A 22,261-nucleotide genomic window follows, 5' to 3' on the forward strand; every position below is an offset into this window, starting at 1 on the left:
CGCCCCCTCACACCAGGAGTGTGGTCCGCAGCGTGTCCAGGGTGGCCGAGTCCAGCCCCATGACTTCGGTGGCGAATGCGTCCCACCCGCCGTACTGGTAGTGGACGGCGTCCAACACCGGTTGGATGTTGCTCGGCGACTGTTCGGTGAGCGGGCGGATCAACTCCACGTCCACGCCCTTGCTCTCGAGGAACGCGTACGTCTTGGCGTAGTGCTCCCGGAGGTACTCGTTGGACAGGACGAAGTCGTCGATGATCGTCTGATCGGGCACGCCCAGGATCCCCAGGAGGATCGCGCTCATCATGCCGGTGCGGTCCTTACCCGCGGTGCAATGGAAGATCAGCGCGCCCGGCCGCTCGGCGATCAACTCGAGAGTGCGGGCATAGCCGGCCATGGCCTCGGGCTGGTCGAGCTGCGCCACGAAGCTCTCGTCCTTGATCCGTTGGGACTCGCCGCCACCGAGCATCTCCTCGACCACCGCCGGGTCTCCGCCCTGCAGCACACCGGTCAGCGCCTCGGCCAGTGCCTGGGTGGTCTCGTCCAGCACCGGGATGTTGACCAGATCGATGGTGCCCGGCACGGGGGCCGAGCCGTCCTTCGCGATCTCATCGGCGCCGCGGAAGTCCACCACCGTCGTCAAGCCCGCCGACTGCAGCTTCTCGACGTCCGTGGTGGTGAGGCCGCTCAGGTCCCCGCCGCGGAAGACCTCGCCCCAGGCGACGGACCGACCGTCCGCGGTCGCGTACCCGCCGAGCTCGCGCACGTTGATGGCGCCCTTCAGTACGATCTGCCGCGCGTGATCGTCCACCAGCTCGGAGCTGCCGATGCTGCCCGAGGCGGTCTCGACGGATCCCGACGCGGTGACGGCGCTGGTCGCGATATCGGCGGCGCCTGCAGTGCCACCGGAGGCCAGGACCAGTGCAGCGGTGAATCCGAGCGCGGAGACGGTGCGGATGGACGACGTGTTCACGAGTGCCTTTCGAGAGGCGTCGAGGATAAGAGGGGGCCGCCGCCCGCCCGGGAAGTCATACGCCCCGGGCGGGCACGGGTCAGAAGCTGATGACGCCGCGGAGGTTGCGACCCTCACGCATGTCGGTGAAGCCCTGGTTGATCTCATCAAGCGTGTAGGTCCGGGTGATCAGCTCGTCGAGCTTGAGCTTGCCGGCCCCGTAGAGGTCGATCAGCCACGGGATGTCGGACGTCGGAGCGCACGAGCCGTACAGCGATCCCTGCAGTCGCTTCTGATAGAGCGTCAGCTCCATGGGGCTGATGGGGATCCCCACGTCGGTCATCGAGCCGAGCCCGGTCACCACGCACGTGCCCGCCTTACGGATCGCGGAGAACGCCTGCGCGATGTGCTCACCGGTGGTCACGCCCACGGTGACGATCGCGGCGTCGGCGCCCTGCCCGTTGGTGAACGATCGGGCCAGTTCCGTGGCCTCGTCCATCCCGGCGACGGCGTGGGTGGCGCCGAACTCCAGCGCGCTGGACCGCTTGAATTCGACCGGGTCGACGGCGATGATCCGTGAGGCCCCGGCGTGGGCCGCGCCCTGCACAGCGTTGATTCCGATCCCGCCGATCCCCTGCACGATCACCGTCTGCCCCGGGTACACCTCGGCGGAATTCACGGCGGCACCCCAGCCGGTGCCCACGCCACAGCCGAGCAGGCACAGCACCTCGAGCGGCAGCTCGGGGTCCACCTTGACGGCGGAGTCGGTGCTCACGGTCGTGTATTCACTGAAGGTGGACAGCCCGCACGTCTGCGCGACGGGCGCGCCGTCGAGGTCCATACGGAAGCTGGTGGGGTCGTCGGGCCGGGTTCCGCCCATGATCGCGGCGCCGCGGTCGCACAGGTTCTGCAGTCCCTGGGCGCACCAGCGGCAGCGGCCGCAGGCGGCGAGGAACGAGAACACCACGTGGTCGCCCTCGGTCCAGCCGTGTGTCTCAGGTCCCACGGCCACCACCACGCCGGCGCCCTCGTGGCCGCCACAGATCGGGTAGGAGCCAACGGCGTGGTCGCCGCTCGCGATGTGGTCGTCGGAGTGGCACAGCCCGGCCGCGACCATGCGGACGGTGATCTCCCCCTGCCGCGGGTCGTCGAGTTCGAGGTCGACCACCTCGTAGGTGCCGGGTGCCTGGCGGATGATCGCGCCACGGGTCTTCATATGTGTCCCTTCGGGGTACGGGTGGGTCCGCGGCGGCGCCGGCTCGGCGCCACCGCGATGAACGAGCAGCGTCAGACGGAGACCGCCGCGGTGGTCGAAAGTGGAACAGGTCCGGTCAGGGCGTGATCTGTGCCCGCATAGCGGCGGTGAAGTGCTCCCCGTACGGCGGCAGCATTCCCCACTCCCCGCGCGGGTCGGCGTCAGGTGCGAAGAACACGGTGCGGGCGTGGCTGAACTCCAGGAAGCCCTCCCGCCCGTTGTAGTGCCCCATCCCGGAAGCGCCGGATCCGCCGAAGGGGGCGTCGTTCATGCCGGGGTGCAACATCACGTTGTTGACCGTGACGCCGCCCGATCGGGTGCGTGCCAGGACGGAGTCGCGCTCGTCGTCGTCGCTCCCGAAGTAGTACAACGCGAGCGGCGTGGGGCCGGCGGCCACCTCGGCCACCACCTCGTCGACCGTGTCGTAGGGCTGCACGATCATGGCGGCGCCGAAGATCTCGTCGGCGCGGATCGCGGTACCCGAGGGCGGGTCCACCACGATCCGCAGGGGGCGCCGGCGGTCCCCCGCGACCGACTCTTCCGCCGGGGCCGTGACGACGCGGGCGCCGCGATCGGCGGCGTCGCGCACGTAGGCGTCGACGCGCTGGGCGTGCCGGTCGTTGACGGCGGCCACCACGTCCGCGTTCCCGCCGGCGGTGGGGTGCAACGTCGTGAACGCCTCGGCCACGGCGTCAACCAGAGAGTCGACGCTCTCGCGCGCCACGTACACGGTGTCGGGGCTGACGCAGATCTGCCCACCGTTGGTGGCTTTGGCGACGGCGATCTTCATGGCTGTGCCGGCGAGGTCGGCGCTGCGGCCCACGATCACGGGAGACTTGCCGCCGAGCTCCAGGGTGACGGGCACCAGGTTGTCAGCTGCGGCGCCCATGACGGCCCGGCCCACGGCGCTGCTGCCGGTCACCACGATGTGGTCGAACGGCTGAGAGGTGAGTTCGCGGGCCACCTCGGCGTCGCCGGTAACCACGGCCACCACGTCCGGGTCCAGCCCGTCGGCGGACAGGCGCGCGAGCAGCTCGGCAGTGCGGCAGGTGATCTCGGACGGCTTGAGTACGGCCCGGTTACCGGCGGCCAGCACCCCGGCGAGAGGGCTGAGCAGGGTGAACAGCGGGGCGTTCCAGGTGCCGAGGATGAGCACGCTGCCCTTGGGCTGGTACTGCACCTCGCAGCGCGCGCCCATCTGATCGTAGGGAGCGAAGGCGGGACGCCGGTCGGCGGACATCCAGGTCTCGAGGTTGTCGCGCGCGTGCTTGAGAGCGCCCAGGGAGCCCACGACGTCGTTCATGAGCGAGTAGCCGTGGTGGCGCCCGCCGAAGTCGGCGTCCATGGCCTCTGCCAGCTCGTCGTGGTGGTCCACCACGAGGTTGATCACGGATTGGATCCGGGCGCGACGCTCCTCTGCGGTGGCGGGGTCGATGGCGACGTGGGCGGCGCGCTGCCGCTGAAGGGGCTCGGACAGCGACTCCGAGGCCGCGTTGATGAGGGTCATCAGCGGAAAGTAGCACCGGAGTTTGACAGGTGTCTGGAAAACGTCGAATCCGCGATTCGGCCCGCGTGAACAGCGTTGATCCGCTAACCGATGCAAATGAGAAGTTCAGCGGTCCAGGACCGGGACACGCGGCGAGCGCGACCCAGCGGTGCGCTGAGCCGCGCTCGAACGTCCCCGAGGAGGCCGACCCCGGGCTCGGCGACCGGCGGTTACTACCGCCTGATCGTCGACGAGAACGCGCTCGTCAGCGCCAGGATCGGCAGACCGATACACAGGTTGACGATCGCCGCCGCCACACCGTCGAGGAACGGAACCGTCAGTAGTAGCGGCAGCGCCACCGCGGCCACGGTCAGCAGTCCCACGGTCCAGGAGAAGAACTGCTGCGGGTTGGCCGTGCCCACCAGCAGGAGATACCAGAGCAGGCCGGCCAGGATCGCCGCTACCGCACCGTAGATCGCGTACATGGTGGGCGTATTGCCGCCATTGGCCCACGGTTGGCCGAAGCGGTTGAACACCGCCTCCACCACCCAGGCGATCAGCCAGCCGGCGATTGCCGCGACCAGCGCGGTGGCCACCACGCTGCCGACGAACTTGCCCACGTCCACCGGCGGGCCGCGCCTGGGTTCGGGGGTCGGCTCGTAGCCGGCATCGGCCGGGTAGCTACCTGTCGCGTAACCGTCGTCGTAACCCTGGCCGCCGCCCATCTGCGAATAGGCGCGCGAATCAGGCTGGTGCCCCATGCGTCGGGTCTGGTCGTCCTGTCCGGGATACATCGTCTTACCGCCTCCGATTCTCCTGTGGTGCTCACCGAGGGTAGTCGCTCGCACCCACCTCGCGACATGACGCGGCCCGCCCGGCCGTCTCGTGACGACCGGGCGGGCCGGTGGGAAATCCCCGTGTGGAGTGGGCGATCAGTGAGAGATCGTCTTCTCCACGCCCACACCCGTGAGGGAGCGAACCTCCATCTCGGCGCGCTTCTCCGGGAACTCGTCCTTCTTCCCGAGGAACGTGCCGATGATGCCCAGCAGGAACGCCAGCGGGATCGAGATGATGCCCGGGTTCGAGAGCGGGAAGATCGAGAAGTCCACGCTCGAGATCATCGACTTCTCGCTGCCGGACACGGCCGGCGAGAGCGCGATCAGCACCAGCGTGCTGATCAGGCCGCCGTACATCGAGAACAGCGCGCCGGTCGTGTTGAACCGCTTCCAGAACAGCGAGTACAGGATCGTCGGCAGGTTGGCCGAGGCCGCCACGGCGAAGGCCAGGGCGACGAGGAACGCGATGTTCTGGCCCATGGCGCCGATGCCCATGACGATCGACAGGATGCCGATCACCACCACGGTGATCCGCGAAACCCGCAGCTGCGACTGCTCCGACGCCTGACCGTGCTTGATCACGCCGTTGTAGATGTCGTGTGCGAACGAGGCCGAGGCGGTGATCGCCAGGCCCGCCACCACGGCGAGGATCGTCGCGAACGCCACCGCGGAGATGATGCCCAGGAAGATCTCGCCGCCCAGAGCGAAGGCCAGCAGCGGGGCCGCCGAGTTCACGCCACCGGGCGCGGAGCTGATGACCTCAGGCCCCACCATGGCGGCAGCGCCGAAGCCCAGGACGAGGGTGAAGAGGTAGAAGGCGCCGATGAGTGCGATCGCCCAGGTCACCGAACGACGGGCCTCCTTGGCCGTGGGCACGGTGTAGAAGCGCATCAGCACGTGCGGTAGGCCGGCGGTGCCGAAGACCAGCGCGATGGACAGCGAGATGAAGTCCAGCTTGGAGGTCTCGGTGGCGCCGTACTGCTGGCCCGGCTGGAGAAGGTCCTTACCGGAGTTGGCCACGGCCTCACCCAGCAGCGCCGAGAAGTTACCGCGGACCGCGACCAGCACGAGCAGGCACATGATCAGCACGCCGCCGACGAGCAGGACGGCCTTGACCATCTGCACATAGGTGGTGCCCTTCATGCCGCCCACCAGGACGTACACGATCATCAGGACGCCGACCGCGGCCACGACGAGAGCCTGGCCGGTGGAGTCGTTGATGTTGAGCAGCAGCGCCACCAGGCCGCCGGCGCCCGCCATCTGCGCGATCAGGTAGAACAGGCACACCGCGAGGGTGGCCAGGGCGGCCGCCATGCGGACGGGCCGCTGCTGGAGACGGAAGCTCAGCACGTCGGCCATGGTGAAGCGGCCGGTATTGCGCATGAGCTCGGCCACCAGCATGAGGGCGACGAGCCAGGCCACCAGGAAGCCGATCGAGTACAGGAACCCGTCGTAGCCGTTGATGGCGATGGCGCCGGCGATGCCGAGGAACGAGGCGGCCGACAGGTAGTCGCCGGCGATGGCGAAGCCGTTCTGGGGTCCGGTGAAGCTCGAGCCGCCGGTGTAGAAGTCCTTGGCGGACTTTGTGGACTTGGAGGCCCGCAGCACCAGGGCCATGGTCACCACGATGAAGATGCCGAAGACGACCATGTTGAGCAGCGTGCTGCCCACCTCTTCGCCGGGCGCCAGTTCACGAATGTTGATCAGCCAGTCCATCAGGCAGCCTCACCTTCCAGCTCGAGGCGGATGGCTTCCGCGCGGGGGTCGATCTGCCGGTTGGCGAACCGGATGTACAGGAAGGTGATGAGGAACGTGGTGACGAACTGCCCGAGGCCGATGATCAGGCCCCAGGTGATGTTGCCGAACACCTTGGTGCCCATGAAGCCCGTCGCGTAGATCGACAGGAGCACGTAGAGGAAGTACCAGACGAGGAACGCGATCGTCATGGGGAACACGAACGCCCGGAATCTGCTGCGCAGTTCCTGGAATTCTGGGCTGGCCTGCATGGCCGCGAACTCCGCCGCATCCGGTGTGCGCCGTGAGGCGCCCCCGGCCGCCGGGTCTTGTGGTTGGGACACGGAGATCCTCCGTTTCAGGTTCTCAAGCCACACCGGGGTAGTGATGCGACTCACAGACATTGACCCGGGAAGTGTGACACGCAACACATGATGACGCCCACACAAAACGCACAGTTTCCGCCGACCGTCGCGAAATGCCCGGTGGCCGCACCCCCATCATGGGGATGCGGCCACCTCACATGGGGGCGGGCTCGCCCTGAGGGCTACCTGAGGCTGCCTCAGGCACCGCCCCTCTGGCCGATCGCCTGGGCGAACACCCGGACGATCTCGTCCGGGGTCCTGGCGATGTGGCTGCTGCCGCCGGTGGCCTGGCTGATCTCGGCCAGGGTCGCGGGGTCGGCGTCCTCGAGCAGGCCGATCGTCACCACCACGACCGGGCGGGAGGGGTCCACGCGTTCGCGCAGCTGCGCCAGGAAGTCCTCCCGACCGAGCGAGGACGTGGCGTCGTTGGCGCCGTCGGAGATCACGATGATCGAGTTGATCATGTTGGGGTCGTAGGAGTCCCGGACCATGTCGTGGGCATCGAGCACGGTGCGGTAGAGGTCGGTCTCCCCGCCCACCAGGCCCGGCAGCGTGCCGAGCGCGCCGGCGAGTGTGTCGCGGTACGTGCCACCCCCGTCGACCGGGACGTCCAGTCGTTGGAGCGGCGCCACCTCGGAATACGGCAGCCCGTTCCGGCCGGCGGCCCCGCCGAAGGCCCACAGGCCCAGCGCGGCGTCGTCGGGGAACTGCCCCAGCCCGGCGGTGGCGGTGCCCACCAGCGCCTGGATGCGGGTCTGGTCGGTGCCGGGCATCACGAAGTCCATGGAGCCGGAGGTGTCCACCAACACCAACGAGCGGCCCGGCATGGACAGCAGCCGCCATCGCTGCAACGTGGTGTGCACACGGTTGGGGTCGCGGACCACGAGCGCGTCGACCTCGCCCACCCCGGCGCCGCCGGCGAGCGGAGCGCGGTCGGCGGTGCGAAACCCGTCCGCGGACAGGGCCTCGAGGTGCTCCTCGGAGGTGGTGGCCGCACGCAGTGCCTCGGCCGCACCGGTCACCTCGTCGCGACGGGTGGGGTCCTGGACCGTCACGGCCATCGGATAGGTGAGGAACACCGCGCCGGTCCTGGGCACCACCAACTCGAGCCCGGCGTCGGGGGCGTCCTTCTGCACCAGCACCGCCTGCTGCTCGCTCACCACCGCGGCCCCGCCGTCGGCCACCACGGCGTCGAGCATCTCGCGCTGGGACGGCGGCACCTCCATACGGCCGGCCTGTCCCTGGGCGAGCGCCGCCATGGACGCCCCCAGGGCGTCGTCGGTCGAGCGCATCGCCTCGACCTCGGAGGTGGCGGCGAGGATCGGGGCGTCGGCGATTCCGGAGCGCACCGGGTCGCCCATCGTCAGGCCGGGGGTGGCCAGTGCGGCGGCCCACGTGGAGGAGTCGAGCGGGGTGTCGCGGGCGGCGATCACCACGGGCGTGGCAGCCACGGAATTGAGGACGGTGACAAACGGCACCTGAACCTCGTGCGAGACCTGGGACAGCCGCACCGCCGAATCGGGCACCCACAGGTCGGGCAGCTCCCCGCGGTCAGCGACGCGGGCGGAGATATCGGCCGAACTCAGGGCCTCCACCCGGAAGTCGTGGCAGCTGTCGGCCTGCTCGGCCAGCGTGCGCACATGCTCGGCGATGTCCGGCTCCGCGGCCACACTGATCGTGGCGGAATCGCCACAGAAGCCGCCGATCCCCGCCTTGGCCAAACCGGAGATCAGCAGCCCTGCGACCACTGCGACGGCGAGGATCACCGCCCCCACGATCACGACCCGCCGGGCGGTCGGATTGGAGCTCTGCGGCGACGAACTGTGCCTGGCCATCAGGTGGCGGCCTTTCTGATCACGCGGTACCCGGGGCCGTGCCACTCGCCCACGTCAGGGGGATCCGGGTCGGGCGCTGGAATAGTACCCAGCGTGCCGCGCCACCGGAGGCACCACCTCTCTCTACGCGCGCGGAGGGGACGAGCGCGGCCCTTACCGCGCAAGACGGTTCCGCGCCGGTCAGCGTCCCCGGAAAACCGGCGGCCGCTTCTCCTGCCGCGCCGCCCGCGCCTCGGCCATGTCCTCGCTGTACCACGCCTTCTGCTGCAGTTCGGTGTGCTCGTCGCGCGGGAGCAGGCGGGCGTCGTCGTCATTGATCACGGTCTTGATGTGCCGGAGGCTCAGCGGCGCGGAGCGCGCGAGCTCCGCGGCGAGTTCCATCGCGGTGTCCAGGTCGCCGATCTCGTTGGCGAGCCCGATCCGGGCCGCCTCCTCCGCCCCCACCGGGCGCGCGGTCATGAGCACCGAGCGGGCGTGCCCGCCACCCACGACGTTGGCCAGGCGCTTGATGGTCCAGTTGTCCAGCGCGAGCCCCACCTTGACCACCGGCACCGCGAAGACCGCGCCGGGCACCACAACGCGCAGGTCCGCGGCCAGCGCCAACTGGACGCCCGCGCCGATCGCCGGCCCGTTGACCGCCGCGATCACCGGCACCGGCACCGCCTCGACGGCCCGCAGCATGGCGGCGTGGGCGTCGACGAAGTCCGAGTTGTAGACGCCGCCGGACAGGTCCGCGCCCGCGCAGAACGCGGTCCCGGCCCCGGTGATGACGATCGCCCGCACCGGATCCTCGGCGTCGGCCTCGGCGGCCGCCGCCTCGACGGCCTCGCGTAGGGCGGTACAGACCCGGGCGTCGAGGGAGTTGCGGGACTCGTGACGGTCGATGGTGACGACGACGACGGCGCCATCTCGGCGGGAGACGATCATGACCGAAACGATACTTCGGTGGAGCGGCACCGCGGGACAGGCCGCGAATCGGATTTGGTGGCACGAGCGGCGGATCGACCGTCGGCGCTGGTGACGGGGCGCCACCGTACGATTGTGGACATGGCTCGTATCGGTGCGCGGCAGATCCTCGACCTGGTCCTCGACGACGGCTCGTTCCACTCCTGGGACGGCCCGCCGCTGCGCTCCGCGCAGGTCGATTCGGTCCCCGGCTACTCCGAGTCGCTCGAGCGCGCGGCGGAGAAGTCGGGGGTCGACGAGTCCGTGATCACCGGCGAGGGCACGCTCGAGGGCCGGCGCGTGGTGATCATCGCGTGCGAGTTCGACTTCCTCGCCGGCTCGATCGGCATCGCCGCCGCGGAGCGGATCGTGGGCGCGATCGAGCGCGCCACGGCCGAGGAACTGCCGATCCTGGCCTCCCCCACCTCAGGCGGCACGCGCATGCAGGAGGGCACCGTCGCCTTCCTGCAGATGGTCAAGATCTCCGCCGCGGTGGCCGGCCACAAGACCGCGGGCCTGCCGTACCTCGTCTACCTGCGCCACCCCACGACCGGCGGCGTGTTCGCCTCCTGGGGCTCGCTCGGGCACGTGTCGGTGGCCGAGCCCGGCGCGCTCATCGGCTTCCTCGGCCCCCGCGTCTACGAGGCCCTGTACGACGCGCCGTTCCCCGAGGGCGTTCAGGTCTCGGAGAACCTCGCCGAGCGCGGGATGATCGACGGCGTCCTGCCGCCCGAGGGGGTCCGCGACCTCACCGCCCGCGCGCTGCGCGTGCTGTGCCAGGACCCACCGAGCGACGACGAACCCGCCCCTCCCCGCGGCCCGCTCACCGGCCCGACCGCCGAGGCCGCGCCTGCCGGGGCCGCCGCAGCCGACGAACCCGCCCGGCCCGACGCCTGGGACGCCATCACCCGCTCCCGCCGCCCCGACCGCCCCGGCGCCCGTGACTTCCTGGCCCGCGTCGCCCCCGACCGCGTCCCGCTCTCGGGCACCGGCCAGGGCGAGGACAGCGGCGCACTTCTGCTCTCGTTGGCCCGCTTCCGGGGCCAGTCGGCCGTGGTGCTCGCCCAGGACCGCGACGCCGAGAGCGAGAAGAACCCGCTCGGCCCCTCAGCCCTGCGGTCGGCTCGCCGCGGCATGCGGATCGCCGCGGAGATGGGCGTCCCTCTGGTCCTGCTCATCGACACCCGCGGCGCCGCGCTGTCCCGCGAGGCCGAGGAGGGTGGCCTGGCCGGGGAGATCGCCCGTAGTCTCGCCGACCTCGTCACGCTGCCCACCCCCACCGTCTCGGTGATCATGGGCCAGGGCACCGGCGGCGGGGCTCTCGCGCTCCTGCCGGCCGACCGGGTCCTCTGCGCGCGCCACGGCTGGCTCGCCCCGCTCCCGCCCGAGGGCGCCAGCGCGATCCTGTACCACGAGACCGACCGCGCCCCCGAGGTCGCGCGCTCGCAGGGCATCACGTCCGCCGACCTGCAGGAGGCCGGGATCGTGGACGTCGTGGTGCCCGAGCTCCCCGACGCCGCCGACGAGCCCGCCGCCTTCTGCGACCGCCTGGCCGACGCCGTGGCGAACGCCGTCGTGGAGGTGCGCCGGCGTCCCCCTGAGCGGAGGTACGCGGAACGGATCTCCCGCTATCGCGGCCTCGGACTGCCACTAGAGTGAAGCTCGTCACAAGACCGTCGACGTAGTCGGCGGCCGCACCCGCGCACGTGAGGGGAACACGCGATGTCGGACACCACCGCCTCGTCGGCCTACGCCACCGCCTACCGGCAGTCGATCACCGATCCGGACTCGTTCTGGCTCGGGGTCGCCCGCGAGGAGATCCAGTGGACCACCCCGCCCACGCGGGCCGTCGACGGTAGCGAGGCACCCTTCTACCACTGGTTCCCCGACGGCCAACTCAACACCTGCTACAACGCCGTCGACCGGCACGTGGCCGCCGGCCGCGGCGACCAGGCCGCCTACATCTGGGACTCCGCCGTGACCGGCGTCAAGGAGACCATTACCTACGCCCAGCTGCAGGAGCAGGTCGCCGCGTTCGCCGGCGCCCTGGCCGCCGAGGGCGTGGGCAAGGGCGACCGCGTGGTGATCTACATGCCGATGGTGCCCCGCGCCGCCATCGCGATGCTCGCCTGCGCCCGCCTCGGCGCCGTGCACTCGGTCGTCTTCGGCGGGTTCGCCGCCCCCGAGCTGGCGATCCGCATCGACGACGCCCGGCCCAAGGTCATCGTCACCTCCCACGGTGGGATCGAGCCCACCCGCAAGGTGCCCTACTTCCCGATGGTGACCAAGGCACTCGAGCTGACCAGCCACACCCCGGGCTCTGTCATCGTGGCGCCACGGCACGAGCAGTTCCCGGACGAGACGCTGCCTGAGACCCCGGGAACCACGTGGAGCTACTGGGACGACGTCGTCGTCGGCGTCTCCCCCGCCGACCCCGTGCCGGTCGCCGCCACCGACCCGCTCTACATCCTCTACACCTCCGGTACGACCGGCCTGCCCAAGGGCGTCGTCCGCGACAACGGCGGCCACGCGGTGGCCCTGGCCTGGTCCATGGGCAACGTGTACGGCGTCCGGCCCGGTGACGTGTGGTGGACCGCCTCCGACGTCGGCTGGGTCGTGGGCCACTCCTACATCGTCTACGCGCCCTTACTCGTCGGCGCCACCTCGATCATCTACGAGGGCAAGCCCGTCGGAACCCCCGACGCCGGCGCCTTCTGGCGCGTCATCTCCGAACACAAGGCCACCGCCCTGTTCACCGCCCCCACCGCCATCCGCGCCATCCGCAAGGAAGACCCCCACGGCGAGGAGGTCGGCAAGTACGACCTGAGCAGCATGCGCACCCTGTTCTGCGCCGGCGAACGCCTCGACCCCGACACCTACCAGTGGGCCACCGACAAACTCGGCAAGCCGGTGATCGACAACTGGTGGCAGACCGAGACCGGCTGGCCCATCGCCTCCAACCTGCGCGGACTCGAGCCCATGCCCATCAAGCCCGGGTCGCCGACCGTGCCCGTGCCCGGCTACGCGCTGGTCGTGCTCGACGGGGAGGGCATCGAGGTGCCCGCCGGGCAGGAGGGCAACCTGGCCATCCGGCTGCCGATGGCGCCGGGCACGCTCGCCGGACTGTGGAACGACGACGAGCGGTTCATCAGCTCGTACATGTCGACCTTCGAGGGCTACTACGCGACCGGCGACGGCGGGTACATCGACGCCGACGGGTACGTCTTCGTCATGGGACGGACCGACGACGTGATCAACGTGGCCGGGCACCGGCTGTCGACCGGGTCGATGGAGGCCGTCATCGCCAAGCATCCGGCAGTGGCCGAGGCCGCGGTGATCGGCGTGAAGGATCAGCTCAAGGGGCAGCGGCCGGTCGGCTACGTCGTGCTCAAGTCGGGCGAGGTGCGCGATCCCGAAGAACTCCGTGCGGAGCTCGTCGCCATGGTGCGCGACGAGATCGGCGCCGTGGCCACGTTCCGGGACTGCACGGTGGTGCAGGGGCTGCCGAAGACCCGCTCCGGAAAGATCCTGCGCAAGACGATGCGGCAGATCGCGGACGGCCAGGACGACGTGGCGGTGCCGTCGACGATCGAGGACCCGGCCGTGCTGGACGTCCTCGCGCCGTTCCTCCGCGGGGAGAAGTAGCCGGACGCCGGGTGGTCAGTCGGCCAGCGCAAGCCGGCTCGGATGCGCTGGCTCGGTGTCTTGCGCTGCCCCGGTGGTCCAGCTCCCCAGCGCAAGTGCCCCATCTGCGTACGCTCAGCCAGCGCAGGCCACAGCGCCAGCACATCTGCGGCCGGATGCGCTGGCTCGGTGTACTGCTGGGCGCGCCCGGCGCGCATCTTCCCGGCGGGAGTCCACGCCGCGGCACAGAGCCAGCGGATCCCCAGAAGCTGCGCGGGCTGCACGCACGTGGGTCCCGAGTATCTCGCGCTGCGGCCCGGTGTTTCGGCGTCACGGGATCTGTGCTCGGCACATGCGCGACGCCCCGCCTCCTCGGAAGGAAGCGGGGCGTCGTGTCGTGCGGGGGCTGGGCGAAACCAGCGGTGGCCAGACGAGCCGGTCCTGGCCGCTAACAGCAGCCGGCAGGTCAGGCGTCGAGCAGGTCGATCACGAAGACCAGCGTCTTGCCGCCCAGCGGGTGCAGGGCCGCGGAGGTGCCGTAGGCCTTGTCCGGCGGGATCACCAGCTTGCGGCGACCGCCGACCTTCATTCCCGGGATGCCCTCCTGCCAGCCCTGGATCAGGCCGTTCAGCGGGAAGGTGATGGATTCACCACGATCCCAGGAGGAGTCGAACTGCTCACCGTTCTCGAAGTCGACACCCACGTAGTGGACGGTGACGTTTCCGCCGGCGACGGCCTCGTTGCCCTCGCCCACCGTGATGTCCTCGGTGACGAGCTCGGTGGGCGCGGGGCCCTCCGGCATGTCGATCTCGGGCTTCTCCATGGTCTCTCCTCCTGGAGTCCGGGGTCCCGAGGTCAGCGTCAACTGCCCGGGATCATGTCCGATCGACGCCAGGCCGACCGGGTCGTGGTCCGCCCGGCTTCTGGCCGACCGGACACAAGTCCGGTCAGCGCTCGCTGATCGGGGTGAAGTTCCGCTCGTCCTGGCCGGTGTAGACCTGGCGCGGGCGGTTGATCTTGGTGGAAGGATCCTCGCGCATCTCGCGCCAGTGCGCAATCCAACCCGGCATGCGACCGAGCGCGAACAGCACGGTGAACATGTCGGTCGGGAAGCCCATCGCCCGGTAGATCAGGCCCGTGTAGAAGTCCACGTTCGGGTAGAGCTTGCGCTCGACGAAGTAGTCGTCGGCCAGCGCCGTCTCCTCGAGCTTCAGCGCGATCTCGAGCAGCGGATCGTTGCTCTTCGACAGCAGCGCGTGCGCGTGCTTCTTGGCGATCGCCGCACGCGGGTCGTAGCTCTTGTAGACGCGGTGACCGAAGCCCATGAGCTTCACGCCGTCGACCTTATTCTTGACGCGGTCCATGTAATCGGTGGCGTCGCCGCCCTCCGACTGGATGCGCTCGAGCATCTCGAGTACGGCCTGGTTGGCGCCACCGTGCAGCGGGCCGTACAGGGCGTTCACGCCGCCGGTGATGGAGGCGTACAGCGGTGCCTCGGACGAGCCGACCATGCGGACGGTCGAGGTGGAGCAGTTCTGCTCGTGATCGGCGTGCAGCAGCAGGAGCATGTCCAGCGCCTTGACGACCTCGTCCGTGATCTCGTACTCCGGACCGAAGGTCATGCGAAGGAAGTTGCCGACGTAGCCGAGCGAGGGATCCGGGTCGATGGCCTCGTTGCCGGTACGGATCCGCTCGGTCGCGGCGGCCAGCGTCGGGCCGCGGCCCAGCAGGCGCGCGGTCGCCAGGTCGACGGCCTTCGGGTCATCGATGTCCAAGTCGTCGCCGTGGGTGCCGAACAGGCTCACGCCGGCCGAGAACACGGGCATGGGGTGGGTGTCCAGCGGGAAGGCCTTGAGCAGCGGCATCATCTGACCGGGCAGGGCCGTCTCGCCCATAATCTTCTCGGTGAACTCGGCGAGCTGGGCCTCGGTGGGGTCCTCGCCGTAGATGAGGAGGTAGGAGACCTCGAGGAACGAGGACTTCTCCGCCAGCTGGTCGATGGGGTAACCGCGGTGGCGCAGGATGCCCTCGCCACCGTCGATGTAGGTGATCGACGAGGTGCACGAGGACGTGTTGACGAAACCCACGTCCAGGGTGGTCATCCCCGTCTTGGCCAGCATCGGGCCGAGCTGGACGGCATCGCTACCGCAGGTGGCATCGACCACGTCAAGTTCCAGCTCACCGCCGGGGTACGACAGTGTTGCATTGCGGTCCGAACCGTTCGAGCCTGCGGTCACGCGATTACCTCTCCGACGACTGGTCCCGGCGGCCTGTGTCCCGCCACGAATGTGCTGTGCCACACCCTACCGTGACGCCTACCCACCCTTCGAAGAGCGTTGGCACGCGTTCCCCCCGATCGTCACAGGCGCCCCACCCGTTACAGCCGCGCCATCACGGCTGCAGCCGCGCGACCACCCACCGCCCGCCGTCGAGGCGGCATTCCACGCGATCATGGAAACGGTCGCGTCCGCCCTGCCAGAACTCCACGCGCTCGGGCTCGAGTCGGTAGCCGCCCCACCTGTCGGGCATCGGGATCTCCTCGTGCCCCGCGAACCTCCGCTCGGCCTCGGCGAACCGCGCCTCCAACTCCGCGACCGACCCGACCTGCCGCGACTGCTCCGAGGCCCATGCCGCCACCTGCGACCCGCGCGGCCTGGTGCGCCAGTACGCGAGCGAGTCCACACGGCTCATCCGATGGCAGGGCCCTTCCATGTGGACCTGCCGTTCGGCGACCAGCCACGGGAACGTCACGGACGCGAACCCCGAGACGGCCAACTGGGCGCCTTTGCGCGACGTCGTCGTCGTGAAGAAGGTCACCCCCTGCTCGTCGGCGCCCTTACACAGGACGGTGCGGGTCGACGGCCGTCCGTCCGCGACGGTGCCCAGCACCATCGCGTTGGGCTCGCGCACGCCGCGGCGCCCGGCCTCGTCGAGCCAGTCGGTGAACAGCGGCAACCACCCGCCGTGCAGGTCGGCCACGTCCAGGCGTTCGTGCAGGCCGTACCCGACGCGCATCGTGTCGAAGTCGGTGGGCTCGAGGACGTCGGTGGGGGCCTCCGGAGTGACGACGACGACGTCGTCTCCGGCGACCCGATCGGGGGCGGATTCCTCCATGCCCTCAGACGCTACTCGGCGCGGGGGCGACCCCCGACTACGATGTCCCTATCCCAACCCTCGACAAGGAACGGCACCCCAGAAGCATGAGCGATCAGCTGCCCACCATCCCCGCCGACCTGAAGCCCGCCGACGGCCGCTTCGGCTGCGGCCCGTCCAAGGTCCGCCCCGAGCAGATCGAGGCCGTGTCCGAGGCCGCCACCACCGTGATGGGCACCAGCCACCGCCAGGCGCCGGTCAAGGACGTCGTGGGCCGCGTGCGCGATGGACTGTCGTCGCTGTTCTCCCTGCCAGAGGGTTACGAGGTCGTCCTGGGCAACGGCGGCACCACGGCGTTCTGGGACGCCGCCGCGTTCGGGCTCGTGCGCGAGAAGTCGCTGCACCTGACCTACGGCGAGTTCTCCTCGAAGTTCGCCAAGGTCACCGGCGGCGCGCCGTTCCTGGCGGACCCGATCGTCATCTCCGCCGACCCGGGCTCCGCCCCCGAGCCGACCTCCGACCCGTCCGTCGACCTGATCGGCTGGGCGCACAACGAGACCTCGACCGGCGTCATGCTGCCCGTGTCGCGCCCGGCGGGCTCGGAGAACGCGCTGGTCGCGATCGACGCCACCTCCGGCGCCGGCGGGCTGCCCGTCGACATCGCCGACACGGACGTCTACTACTTCGCCCCGCAGAAGTGCTTCGCCTCCGACGGCGGGATCTGGGTGTCCATCATGAGCCCGGCCGCGCTCGAGCGCGTGGCCGAGATCGCCGCGACCGACCGCTGGTGCCCCGACTTCCTGTCGCTGCCCACCGCCGTGGACAACTCGGCCAAGAACCAGACGTACAACACCCCCGCGGTGGCCACGCTGCTGATGTTCGCCAACCAGGTCGAGTGGATGAACGCCCAGGGCGGCCTCGACTGGTGCGTCGCGCGGACCAAGGACTCCTCCTCGCGCCTGTACGACTGGGCCGAGGCCAGCGAGTACGCCACCCCGTTCGTCACGGAGCCGGCGCACCGCTCGCAGGTCGTGGGCACGATCGACCTCGACGAGAAGATCGACGCCGCCAAGGTCGCCAAGACCCTGCGCGCGAACGGCATCCTCGACACCGAGCCGTACCGCAAGCTCGGGCGCAACCAGCTGCGCATCGGCATGTTCCCGGCCATCGACCCCGAGGACGTCACGCAGCTGACCCGCTGCATCGACCACGTGGTGGGCGAGCTCTCCTGACGCCTGTCACTCTAGATCTGCAGATTTCCGCAGCCCACCCGGCCCGTCCGCGCGCCGGGTGGGCTGCGCTGCCCTACCATGTGGTCCAACGCCCAGGCCCCGGGTAGTGGACCGTTCGAGTCCCCGGTGGGGCCGTGAGGAGTCAGGAGGCGGCATGCGGAAGCTGAGGATCATCGGGGTCGACACCGAGTCATCGCTGGTCGAATGCGAGGTCCCGGACTCCGGCGAGAAGTTCTCCGTTCCGCTCGACGACCGCTTCCGTGCTGCCGCCCGTGGCGAGTACGTCGCCGGCGGTGGAGCTGATCGTGCGCCGGTGACCGGCACGCTCCGGCCCCGCGAGATCCAGGACCGCATCCGGCACGGCGCCTCCCCCGAGGAGGTGGCCGCCGACGCCGGGGTGTCACTGTCCCGCATCGAGGGGTTCGCGATCCCGGTGTTGCTGGAGCGCTCGAACGCCGCTGACCTGGCCCGGTCCGCGCACCTGGTGATGTCGGACGGGCCGTCGCTGGACACGCTCGCGGACAAGGTGGACGCGGCCCTCGACCAACGCGGCATCGACCCGGAGCTCGTGAAGTGGGACGCCTGGCGCGACCGCTCGGGCGGCTGGGTGGTGGCCATCTCGTGGCCAGCCGGGCTGTCGGACGACGCCCGCGCCACCTGGTCCTTCGTCCCCGACTCCCACGGCGGTTCGGCTCGCCCGCTCGACGAGGAGGCCGAGCGGGTCCTCGACCCGTCCAAGGCGGCCGCATTGCGCACCGTGTCCTCGCGGCCCCCGCTGCCGGCCGGTCCGCCGCCCGTACGCTCCGTTCCTTCGTTGGCCCGCGTGGAATCCGATCGGCCCACCCCCGCCGTCGAGCCTCCCGCCGCGCCGCGGATGTCGTCGGCCGGCGGCAGACCCGCGGCCGTGCCGCCGGCCGCCGTGACACCGCCGGACTCCCGCGACGAGCGCCCCGCATCCGAGCGGTCGGACTCCCCGCGCCCGGCCGTCTCGCGGGATGACCGAGATGACCGTCCCGCACCCGCCGCGGGCGAGCCCCGGCGCGCCGGCGCCTCCGACAAGGACCGCGAGGAGTCCGACGACGACGCCGACGACTTCCTCCAGCACACCCCCACCGAACCCGAGCGTCGTCCCTCGCGCCGTCATCCGACGATGCCGTCGTGGGAGGACGTCCTGCTCGGTGTCCGGAGCAAGGACGACTGACGCCGCGCCATGGGCCATCACGTCGCGACCTTCTGGTACCTGTCCACAGACGACCCCGCCGCGCTGTTCCGCTCGGGCGTCCGCTCCGACCCGGGATTCGCCCGGCGTCTCCTGTCGCGGCTGTATCCCAAGGTCACGGTGGCCTCGCTCGGCCACTTCCCGCTCAATCGCTCGGCCTCGGCGGGCGCGGGCGAGATCTACATCGGGTCGTTCCCGGGTCTGACGGTGGTGCAGACGACGATCAGCCACCCGGTCAAGCCCTCGGAGACCGACCCGGTATGGCTGCGGCTGGTCGACACCCCCACCGTGCTGGAGTTCTCCTACGATCCCGACTCGGGCGTGAGCGGGTTCGGCCGCTGGGAGTCGGGCACGCTGGTGCGTTCCTTCGCGGCCGCCGACGACAGGATCGTCGAGGACGAGGGCATGCCCCTGCCGTTCGAGCGCCCGTACTGGGCCGGCGAGTTCCCGCTCGAGGGCGCCGACGACAACCCGCTCGCCCTGCCATTCTCCGCGTCCGCGCTCCTGCACGCCGCGCACCGCGACTGGCTGGGCTTCGACCTCGAACCCGGCGGTCTGGACGTGCCGGTCGACGGCTTCGCCACAGATGGCCGCCGCGAGGTCCGCCAGCACACGCCGCCGGGCCCCGCCCTGCACCTGGCCGACGGCCCGGGCCGCGCGGAGTTGCACGCCGCCGCCCGTCGCGACGCCGGAGAGGACGACGAGACCACCGCCTCCCCCTATTACGACGACGACTACGAGCGCATCCCCTTCGCCGACCGGGCCCGCTCCTCGGGCCGCGGCCTCCGCGGTGTCGCGAGTGGCCTGGCTGGTGGGCTCGCCGGTCGCGTGGGCGACGTGGTCCGCAAGGGCGCCAGCCCGCTGCGCCGCGGGAGGAACGATGCCTCCGCCGGCAAGCGCGACCGCAGAAGTCACCCCGGCGACCGGGACCATGGACAGCACCCAGACGACCGGGACCAGGCATGACCGTTGCCAAGTCGATCCTGCTGTTCGGCTTCGCGGCGCTACTGGAGATCGGCGGTGCCTGGCTGGTCTGGCAGGGCGTGCGCGAGCACCGCGGCTGGATTTGGATCGGCCTGGGTGTTGCGGCGCTGGGCGCCTACGGCTTCGTGGCGACGCTGCAGCCTGATGCGAACTTCGGACGGATCCTCGCGGCCTACGGCGGCGTCTTCGTGGCCGGTTCGTTGATCTGGGCGATGGCCATGGACGGCTTCCGGCCCGATCGCTGGGACATCTCCGGTGCGCTCCTCTGCCTGATCGGCGTCGGCGTGATCATGTACGCCCCCCGCTGACCCCGGGCCCGCCCAGCCCCAGCCGGCCTCGTCAGCCCTCGCGCGCCCGCTCGTAGAACGCCACCGCGGCCGCCGTGGCCACATTGAGCGAGTCGGTCCCGTCGGCCATCGGGATCGCGGCCCGCACGTCGCAGGCCTTCATCGCGTGCTCGGTGAGCCCCGGCCCCTCGGCGCCGAGCAGGAACGCGACCTTCTCGGCGTCCACGGCCCGGGACAGCGGTGTATCGGCGTAGGGCGTCAGCGCGACGGTCCTGAATCCCTGCTCGTGCAGTCCCTCGAGTGATCGCTGCCACGTGGTGGGGGTACCCGGCAGGTGCGCGAACGGCAGCCGCAGCACGTGCCCCATCGACACCCGGACCACCCGACGGTACAGCGGGTCCCCGGCGGCGGCGCCGAACAACACGCCGTCCACGCCGAGGGCCGCGCAGTTGCGGAAGATGGCGCCGAGGTTCTCGGGATCGTTGACGCCCTCGAGCACGACGAGCGTCTGCGCCCCGTCCACCACGGACTCGACGGACAGTGGCTCGGGCCGGTCGGCGGCGGCGAGGATGTCGCGACTGGACCGGAACCCGATCACCTCACTGATCAGATCTTTCGACGCCCGCAGGTAGATCGCGTCGCCGGCCCGCTCGTCGGCGTCCCAGCCCTCGGCGGCCGCCTCGCGTCGCAGCTGCGCCAGTCGCGAGTCGGTTCCCAGTATGACGTGCGGGTCGAATCGCGAGAGCAGCATCCGCCCCACGACGTAGGTGCCCTCGGCGATCACCAGGCCGCGGCCGCCGGGCAGATCGGGCCGGCGGTCGGATTTGTTGAGATCCCGCAGGTCATCCAGAAGTGGGTCGGCGGGGTCGGTGACGTCGACGACTCGCATCCCGGTCACTCCAACCCCGCCGAGACCTTCGGTAATTCAGTCACTCAGTCCCTCAGGCCAGCGCGTCGGTGATCGGCCCGATGCCGAAGAACACCACGAACGCTGCCGCGACGATCCACAGGATCGGGTGCACGGTTCGCGCCTTCCCGGTCGCGGTGGCCATGACGACCCAGGCGATGAACCCGATGCCGATGCCGTTGGCGATCGAGTAGGTGTACGGCATCGCGACGATCGTGAGGAACGCGGGCAGGGCCACGGCGAAGTTCGTCAGGTCGATCTGCTTGATCTGCGAGATCATGAGCGCACCGACGATCACCAGCGCGGGCGCCGCCGCCTCGACGGGCACGACCTCGTACAGCGGCGTGAAGAACATGGCGAGCAGGAACAGCGTGCCGGTGACGATGTTCGCCAGGCCGGTCCGGGCGCCCTCGGCGATGCCCGAGGCGGACTCGAGGAAAACCGTGTTGGACGACGACGACGTCAGACCGCCGGCGACGGCACCGAAGCCCTCGACGACCAGCGCGGCCTTCATGTTGGGCAGGTTGCCCTTGGAGTCCATGAGCTCGGCTTCCTTGCCGAGGCCGGTGAACGTGCCCATCGCGTCGAAGAAGTTGGCGAGCAGCAGGGTGAAGACGAACAGCCCGGCGGCCAGCGGGCCGATGCGGGTGAACGCACCGATGAGGTCGACCTCACCGATCAGTGACAGGTTAGGGATCCCGCCGAGGGAGTCGGGGATGGCGGGTACCGCGAGGCTCCAGCCGGTGGGGTTGGGCTCGCCGTCGACGAAGGACGGCCCGGCGCCGGCGATGGCCTCGACGATCACGGAGAAGATCGCGGTCACGACGATGCCGATGAACAGCCCGCCACGAATCCGGCGCGCCACGAGCACGCCGCACAGCAGCAGACCCACCACAAAGACGAAGGTCGGCCAGGAGGCGATGGAGCCGCCGATGCCCAGTCCGACGGGCACGGTGGTGCCGGCGGCGTCGGGGATGCGGCGCACGAACCCGGAGTCCACCACGCCGACCATGGCGATGAACAGACCGATGCCCACCGCGATGGCCGCCTTGAGCTCCGGCGGCACGGCGTTGAACACGGCCGTGCGGAACCCGGTGATCGCCAGGATCACGATGATGATGCCCTCGATCACCACCAGGCCCATGGCCTCCGCCCAGGTCACCTGCTGCGCGATGGTCACGGCAACCAGCGAGTTGATGCCGAGGCCGGTGGCGAACGCGAACGGATACCGCGCGATGGCGCCGAACGCGATCGTCATGACGCCGGCCGTGAAAGCGGTGACGGCCGCGATCTCGACGATCGACAGCTGGTTACCCTCAACGTCCGTCCCGGATCCGAGGATCAGCGGGTTGAGGATGATGATGTAGGCCATCGCGAAGAAGCTGACGAGGCCACCGCGCACCTCGCGCGACACCGACGAGCCACGCTCGCTGATCTTGAAATAGCGATCGAGCGCGCCGATCTGCGCGGGGGGCTGTGAGGGGGCCCCGGTGCTCTGCGACATCTGACG

19 protein-coding genes are annotated in these 22,261 nt (G+C 70.2%); 6 read left to right on the plus strand and 13 right to left on the minus strand.

Annotated features, from left to right (window positions below):
• Window positions 1-7: 7 nt before the first annotated feature.
• The 8 genes from ACWIFB_RS13920 to ACWIFB_RS13955 all read right to left on the minus strand — a co-directional run bounded on the left by ACWIFB_RS13920 (window position 8) and on the right by ACWIFB_RS13955 (window position 9,387).
• Window positions 8-970 carry a tyrosine-protein phosphatase gene (locus ACWIFB_RS13920; protein WP_452099123.1) on the minus strand — a complete coding sequence of 321 codons (963 nt, stop codon included), beginning with the start codon at window positions 968-970 and terminating at the stop codon, window positions 8-10.
• Between the two features lie 79 nt (window positions 971-1,049).
• Window positions 1,050-2,165, minus strand: a complete 1,116-nt coding sequence (locus ACWIFB_RS13925) for an NDMA-dependent alcohol dehydrogenase (protein ID WP_452099122.1) — start codon at window positions 2,163-2,165, stop codon at window positions 1,050-1,052.
• A gap of 115 nt (window positions 2,166-2,280) precedes the next feature.
• Window positions 2,281-3,711, minus strand: a complete 1,431-nt coding sequence (locus ACWIFB_RS13930; RefSeq protein ID WP_454058567.1) for an aldehyde dehydrogenase family protein — start codon at window positions 3,709-3,711, stop codon at window positions 2,281-2,283.
• Between the two features lie 212 nt (window positions 3,712-3,923).
• Entirely contained in the window at window positions 3,924-4,484 is a 561-nt protein-coding gene (locus tag ACWIFB_RS13935; RefSeq protein WP_295649165.1) for a hypothetical protein, read from the minus strand.
• 138 nt (window positions 4,485-4,622) lie between these two features.
• Window positions 4,623-6,242, minus strand: coding sequence for a solute symporter family protein (locus ACWIFB_RS13940; protein WP_295649163.1), 1,620 nt, complete (start codon window positions 6,240-6,242; stop codon window positions 4,623-4,625).
• The gene (locus ACWIFB_RS13945; RefSeq protein ID WP_452099318.1) at window positions 6,242-6,532 is read right to left on the minus strand and encodes a DUF485 domain-containing protein; all 291 of its coding nucleotides are present in this window, start codon (window positions 6,530-6,532) and stop codon (window positions 6,242-6,244) included. The genes ACWIFB_RS13940 and ACWIFB_RS13945 overlap by 1 nt, the downstream gene beginning before the upstream one ends.
• A gap of 290 nt (window positions 6,533-6,822) precedes the next feature.
• A complete protein-coding gene (locus ACWIFB_RS13950) occupies window positions 6,823-8,460 on the minus strand; it encodes a substrate-binding domain-containing protein (RefSeq protein ID WP_452099120.1) in 1,638 nt (545 codons plus the stop codon).
• Window positions 8,461-8,640: 180 nt separating this feature from the next.
• A complete protein-coding gene (locus ACWIFB_RS13955) occupies window positions 8,641-9,387 on the minus strand; it encodes an enoyl-CoA hydratase (protein ID WP_452099119.1) in 747 nt (248 codons plus the stop codon).
• Between the two features lie 120 nt (window positions 9,388-9,507).
• Between ACWIFB_RS13955 and ACWIFB_RS13960 the strand changes: the two genes are divergently transcribed.
• Both ACWIFB_RS13960 and ACWIFB_RS13965 read left to right on the plus strand, forming a co-directional pair.
• A complete protein-coding gene (locus ACWIFB_RS13960; protein WP_454058568.1) occupies window positions 9,508-11,064 on the plus strand; it encodes a carboxyl transferase domain-containing protein in 1,557 nt (518 codons plus the stop codon).
• 63 nt (window positions 11,065-11,127) lie between these two features.
• Window positions 11,128-13,050, plus strand: coding sequence for an acetate--CoA ligase (locus ACWIFB_RS13965; protein ID WP_454058569.1), 1,923 nt, complete (start codon window positions 11,128-11,130; stop codon window positions 13,048-13,050).
• A gap of 445 nt (window positions 13,051-13,495) precedes the next feature.
• Here ACWIFB_RS13965 and ACWIFB_RS13970 read toward each other — a convergent pair whose 3' ends face one another.
• The 3 genes from ACWIFB_RS13970 to pdxH form a co-directional block, all read right to left on the minus strand.
• Window positions 13,496-13,852, minus strand: a complete 357-nt coding sequence (locus ACWIFB_RS13970; RefSeq protein ID WP_230930133.1) for an FKBP-type peptidyl-prolyl cis-trans isomerase — start codon at window positions 13,850-13,852, stop codon at window positions 13,496-13,498.
• 124 nt (window positions 13,853-13,976) lie between these two features.
• Window positions 13,977-15,266, minus strand: coding sequence for a citrate synthase (locus tag ACWIFB_RS13975; protein WP_452099116.1), 1,290 nt, complete (start codon window positions 15,264-15,266; stop codon window positions 13,977-13,979).
• A gap of 154 nt (window positions 15,267-15,420) precedes the next feature.
• Window positions 15,421-16,143 carry a pyridoxamine 5'-phosphate oxidase gene (pdxH, locus tag ACWIFB_RS13980; protein WP_452099115.1) on the minus strand — a complete coding sequence of 241 codons (723 nt, stop codon included), beginning with the start codon at window positions 16,141-16,143 and terminating at the stop codon, window positions 15,421-15,423.
• Between the two features lie 86 nt (window positions 16,144-16,229).
• Between pdxH and serC the strand changes: the two genes are divergently transcribed.
• From serC to ACWIFB_RS14000, 4 genes are all read left to right on the plus strand, one after another.
• A complete protein-coding gene (serC, locus tag ACWIFB_RS13985; protein ID WP_454058570.1) occupies window positions 16,230-17,354 on the plus strand; it encodes a phosphoserine transaminase in 1,125 nt (374 codons plus the stop codon).
• Window positions 17,355-17,508: 154 nt separating this feature from the next.
• Window positions 17,509-18,555, plus strand: a complete 1,047-nt coding sequence (gene sepH / locus ACWIFB_RS13990; protein ID WP_454058571.1) for a septation protein SepH — start codon at window positions 17,509-17,511, stop codon at window positions 18,553-18,555.
• A gap of 9 nt (window positions 18,556-18,564) precedes the next feature.
• Entirely contained in the window at window positions 18,565-19,539 is a 975-nt protein-coding gene (locus ACWIFB_RS13995; RefSeq protein WP_454058572.1) for a DUF6928 family protein, read from the plus strand.
• A complete protein-coding gene (locus ACWIFB_RS14000) occupies window positions 19,536-19,865 on the plus strand; it encodes a YnfA family protein (RefSeq protein WP_454058573.1) in 330 nt (109 codons plus the stop codon). Before ACWIFB_RS13995 ends, ACWIFB_RS14000 begins: the two co-directional genes overlap by 4 nt.
• A 31-nt stretch (window positions 19,866-19,896) precedes the next feature.
• Here ACWIFB_RS14000 and ACWIFB_RS14005 read toward each other — a convergent pair whose 3' ends face one another.
• Window positions 19,897-20,733, minus strand: coding sequence for a TrmH family RNA methyltransferase (locus tag ACWIFB_RS14005; RefSeq protein WP_452099110.1), 837 nt, complete (start codon window positions 20,731-20,733; stop codon window positions 19,897-19,899).
• 52 nt (window positions 20,734-20,785) lie between these two features.
• A complete protein-coding gene (locus tag ACWIFB_RS14010) occupies window positions 20,786-22,255 on the minus strand; it encodes an NCS2 family permease (RefSeq protein WP_452099109.1) in 1,470 nt (489 codons plus the stop codon).
• Between the last annotated feature and the right edge of the window lie 6 nt (window positions 22,256-22,261).

The sequence above is a fragment of the Dietzia sp. NPDC055340 genome, assembly GCF_053645335.1.

Excerpts from the sequence above, each read along its gene's own strand:
- ACWIFB_RS13925 (WP_452099122.1), bottom strand. The coding sequence starts at position 2,165 with ATGAAGACCCGTGGCGCGATCATCCGCCAGGCACCCGGCACCTACGAG.
- ACWIFB_RS13930 (WP_454058567.1), bottom strand. The coding sequence starts at position 3,711 with ATGACCCTCATCAACGCGGCCTCGGAGTCGCTGTCCGAGCCCCTTCAG.
- ACWIFB_RS13935 (WP_295649165.1), bottom strand. The coding sequence starts at position 4,484 with ATGTATCCCGGACAGGACGACCAGACCCGACGCATGGGGCACCAGCCT.
- ACWIFB_RS13940 (WP_295649163.1), bottom strand. The coding sequence starts at position 6,242 with ATGGACTGGCTGATCAACATTCGTGAACTGGCGCCCGGCGAAGAGGTG.
- ACWIFB_RS13945 (WP_452099318.1), bottom strand. The coding sequence starts at position 6,532 with ATGCAGGCCAGCCCAGAATTCCAGGAACTGCGCAGCAGATTCCGGGCG.
- ACWIFB_RS13950 (WP_452099120.1), bottom strand. The coding sequence starts at position 8,460 with ATGGCCAGGCACAGTTCGTCGCCGCAGAGCTCCAATCCGACCGCCCGG.
- ACWIFB_RS13955 (WP_452099119.1), bottom strand. The coding sequence starts at position 9,387 with ATGATCGTCTCCCGCCGAGATGGCGCCGTCGTCGTCGTCACCATCGAC.
- ACWIFB_RS13960 (WP_454058568.1), top strand. The coding sequence starts at position 9,508 with ATGGCTCGTATCGGTGCGCGGCAGATCCTCGACCTGGTCCTCGACGAC.
- ACWIFB_RS13965 (WP_454058569.1), top strand. The coding sequence starts at position 11,128 with ATGTCGGACACCACCGCCTCGTCGGCCTACGCCACCGCCTACCGGCAG.
- ACWIFB_RS13970 (WP_230930133.1), bottom strand. The coding sequence starts at position 13,852 with ATGGAGAAGCCCGAGATCGACATGCCGGAGGGCCCCGCGCCCACCGAG.
- pdxH (WP_452099115.1), bottom strand. The coding sequence starts at position 16,143 with ATGGAGGAATCCGCCCCCGATCGGGTCGCCGGAGACGACGTCGTCGTC.
- serC (WP_454058570.1), top strand. The coding sequence starts at position 16,230 with ATGAGCGATCAGCTGCCCACCATCCCCGCCGACCTGAAGCCCGCCGAC.
- sepH (WP_454058571.1), top strand. The coding sequence starts at position 17,509 with ATGCGGAAGCTGAGGATCATCGGGGTCGACACCGAGTCATCGCTGGTC.
- ACWIFB_RS13995 (WP_454058572.1), top strand. The coding sequence starts at position 18,565 with ATGGGCCATCACGTCGCGACCTTCTGGTACCTGTCCACAGACGACCCC.
- ACWIFB_RS14000 (WP_454058573.1), top strand. The coding sequence starts at position 19,536 with ATGACCGTTGCCAAGTCGATCCTGCTGTTCGGCTTCGCGGCGCTACTG.
- ACWIFB_RS14005 (WP_452099110.1), bottom strand. The coding sequence starts at position 20,733 with ATGCGAGTCGTCGACGTCACCGACCCCGCCGACCCACTTCTGGATGAC.
- ACWIFB_RS14010 (WP_452099109.1), bottom strand. The coding sequence starts at position 22,255 with ATGTCGCAGAGCACCGGGGCCCCCTCACAGCCCCCCGCGCAGATCGGC.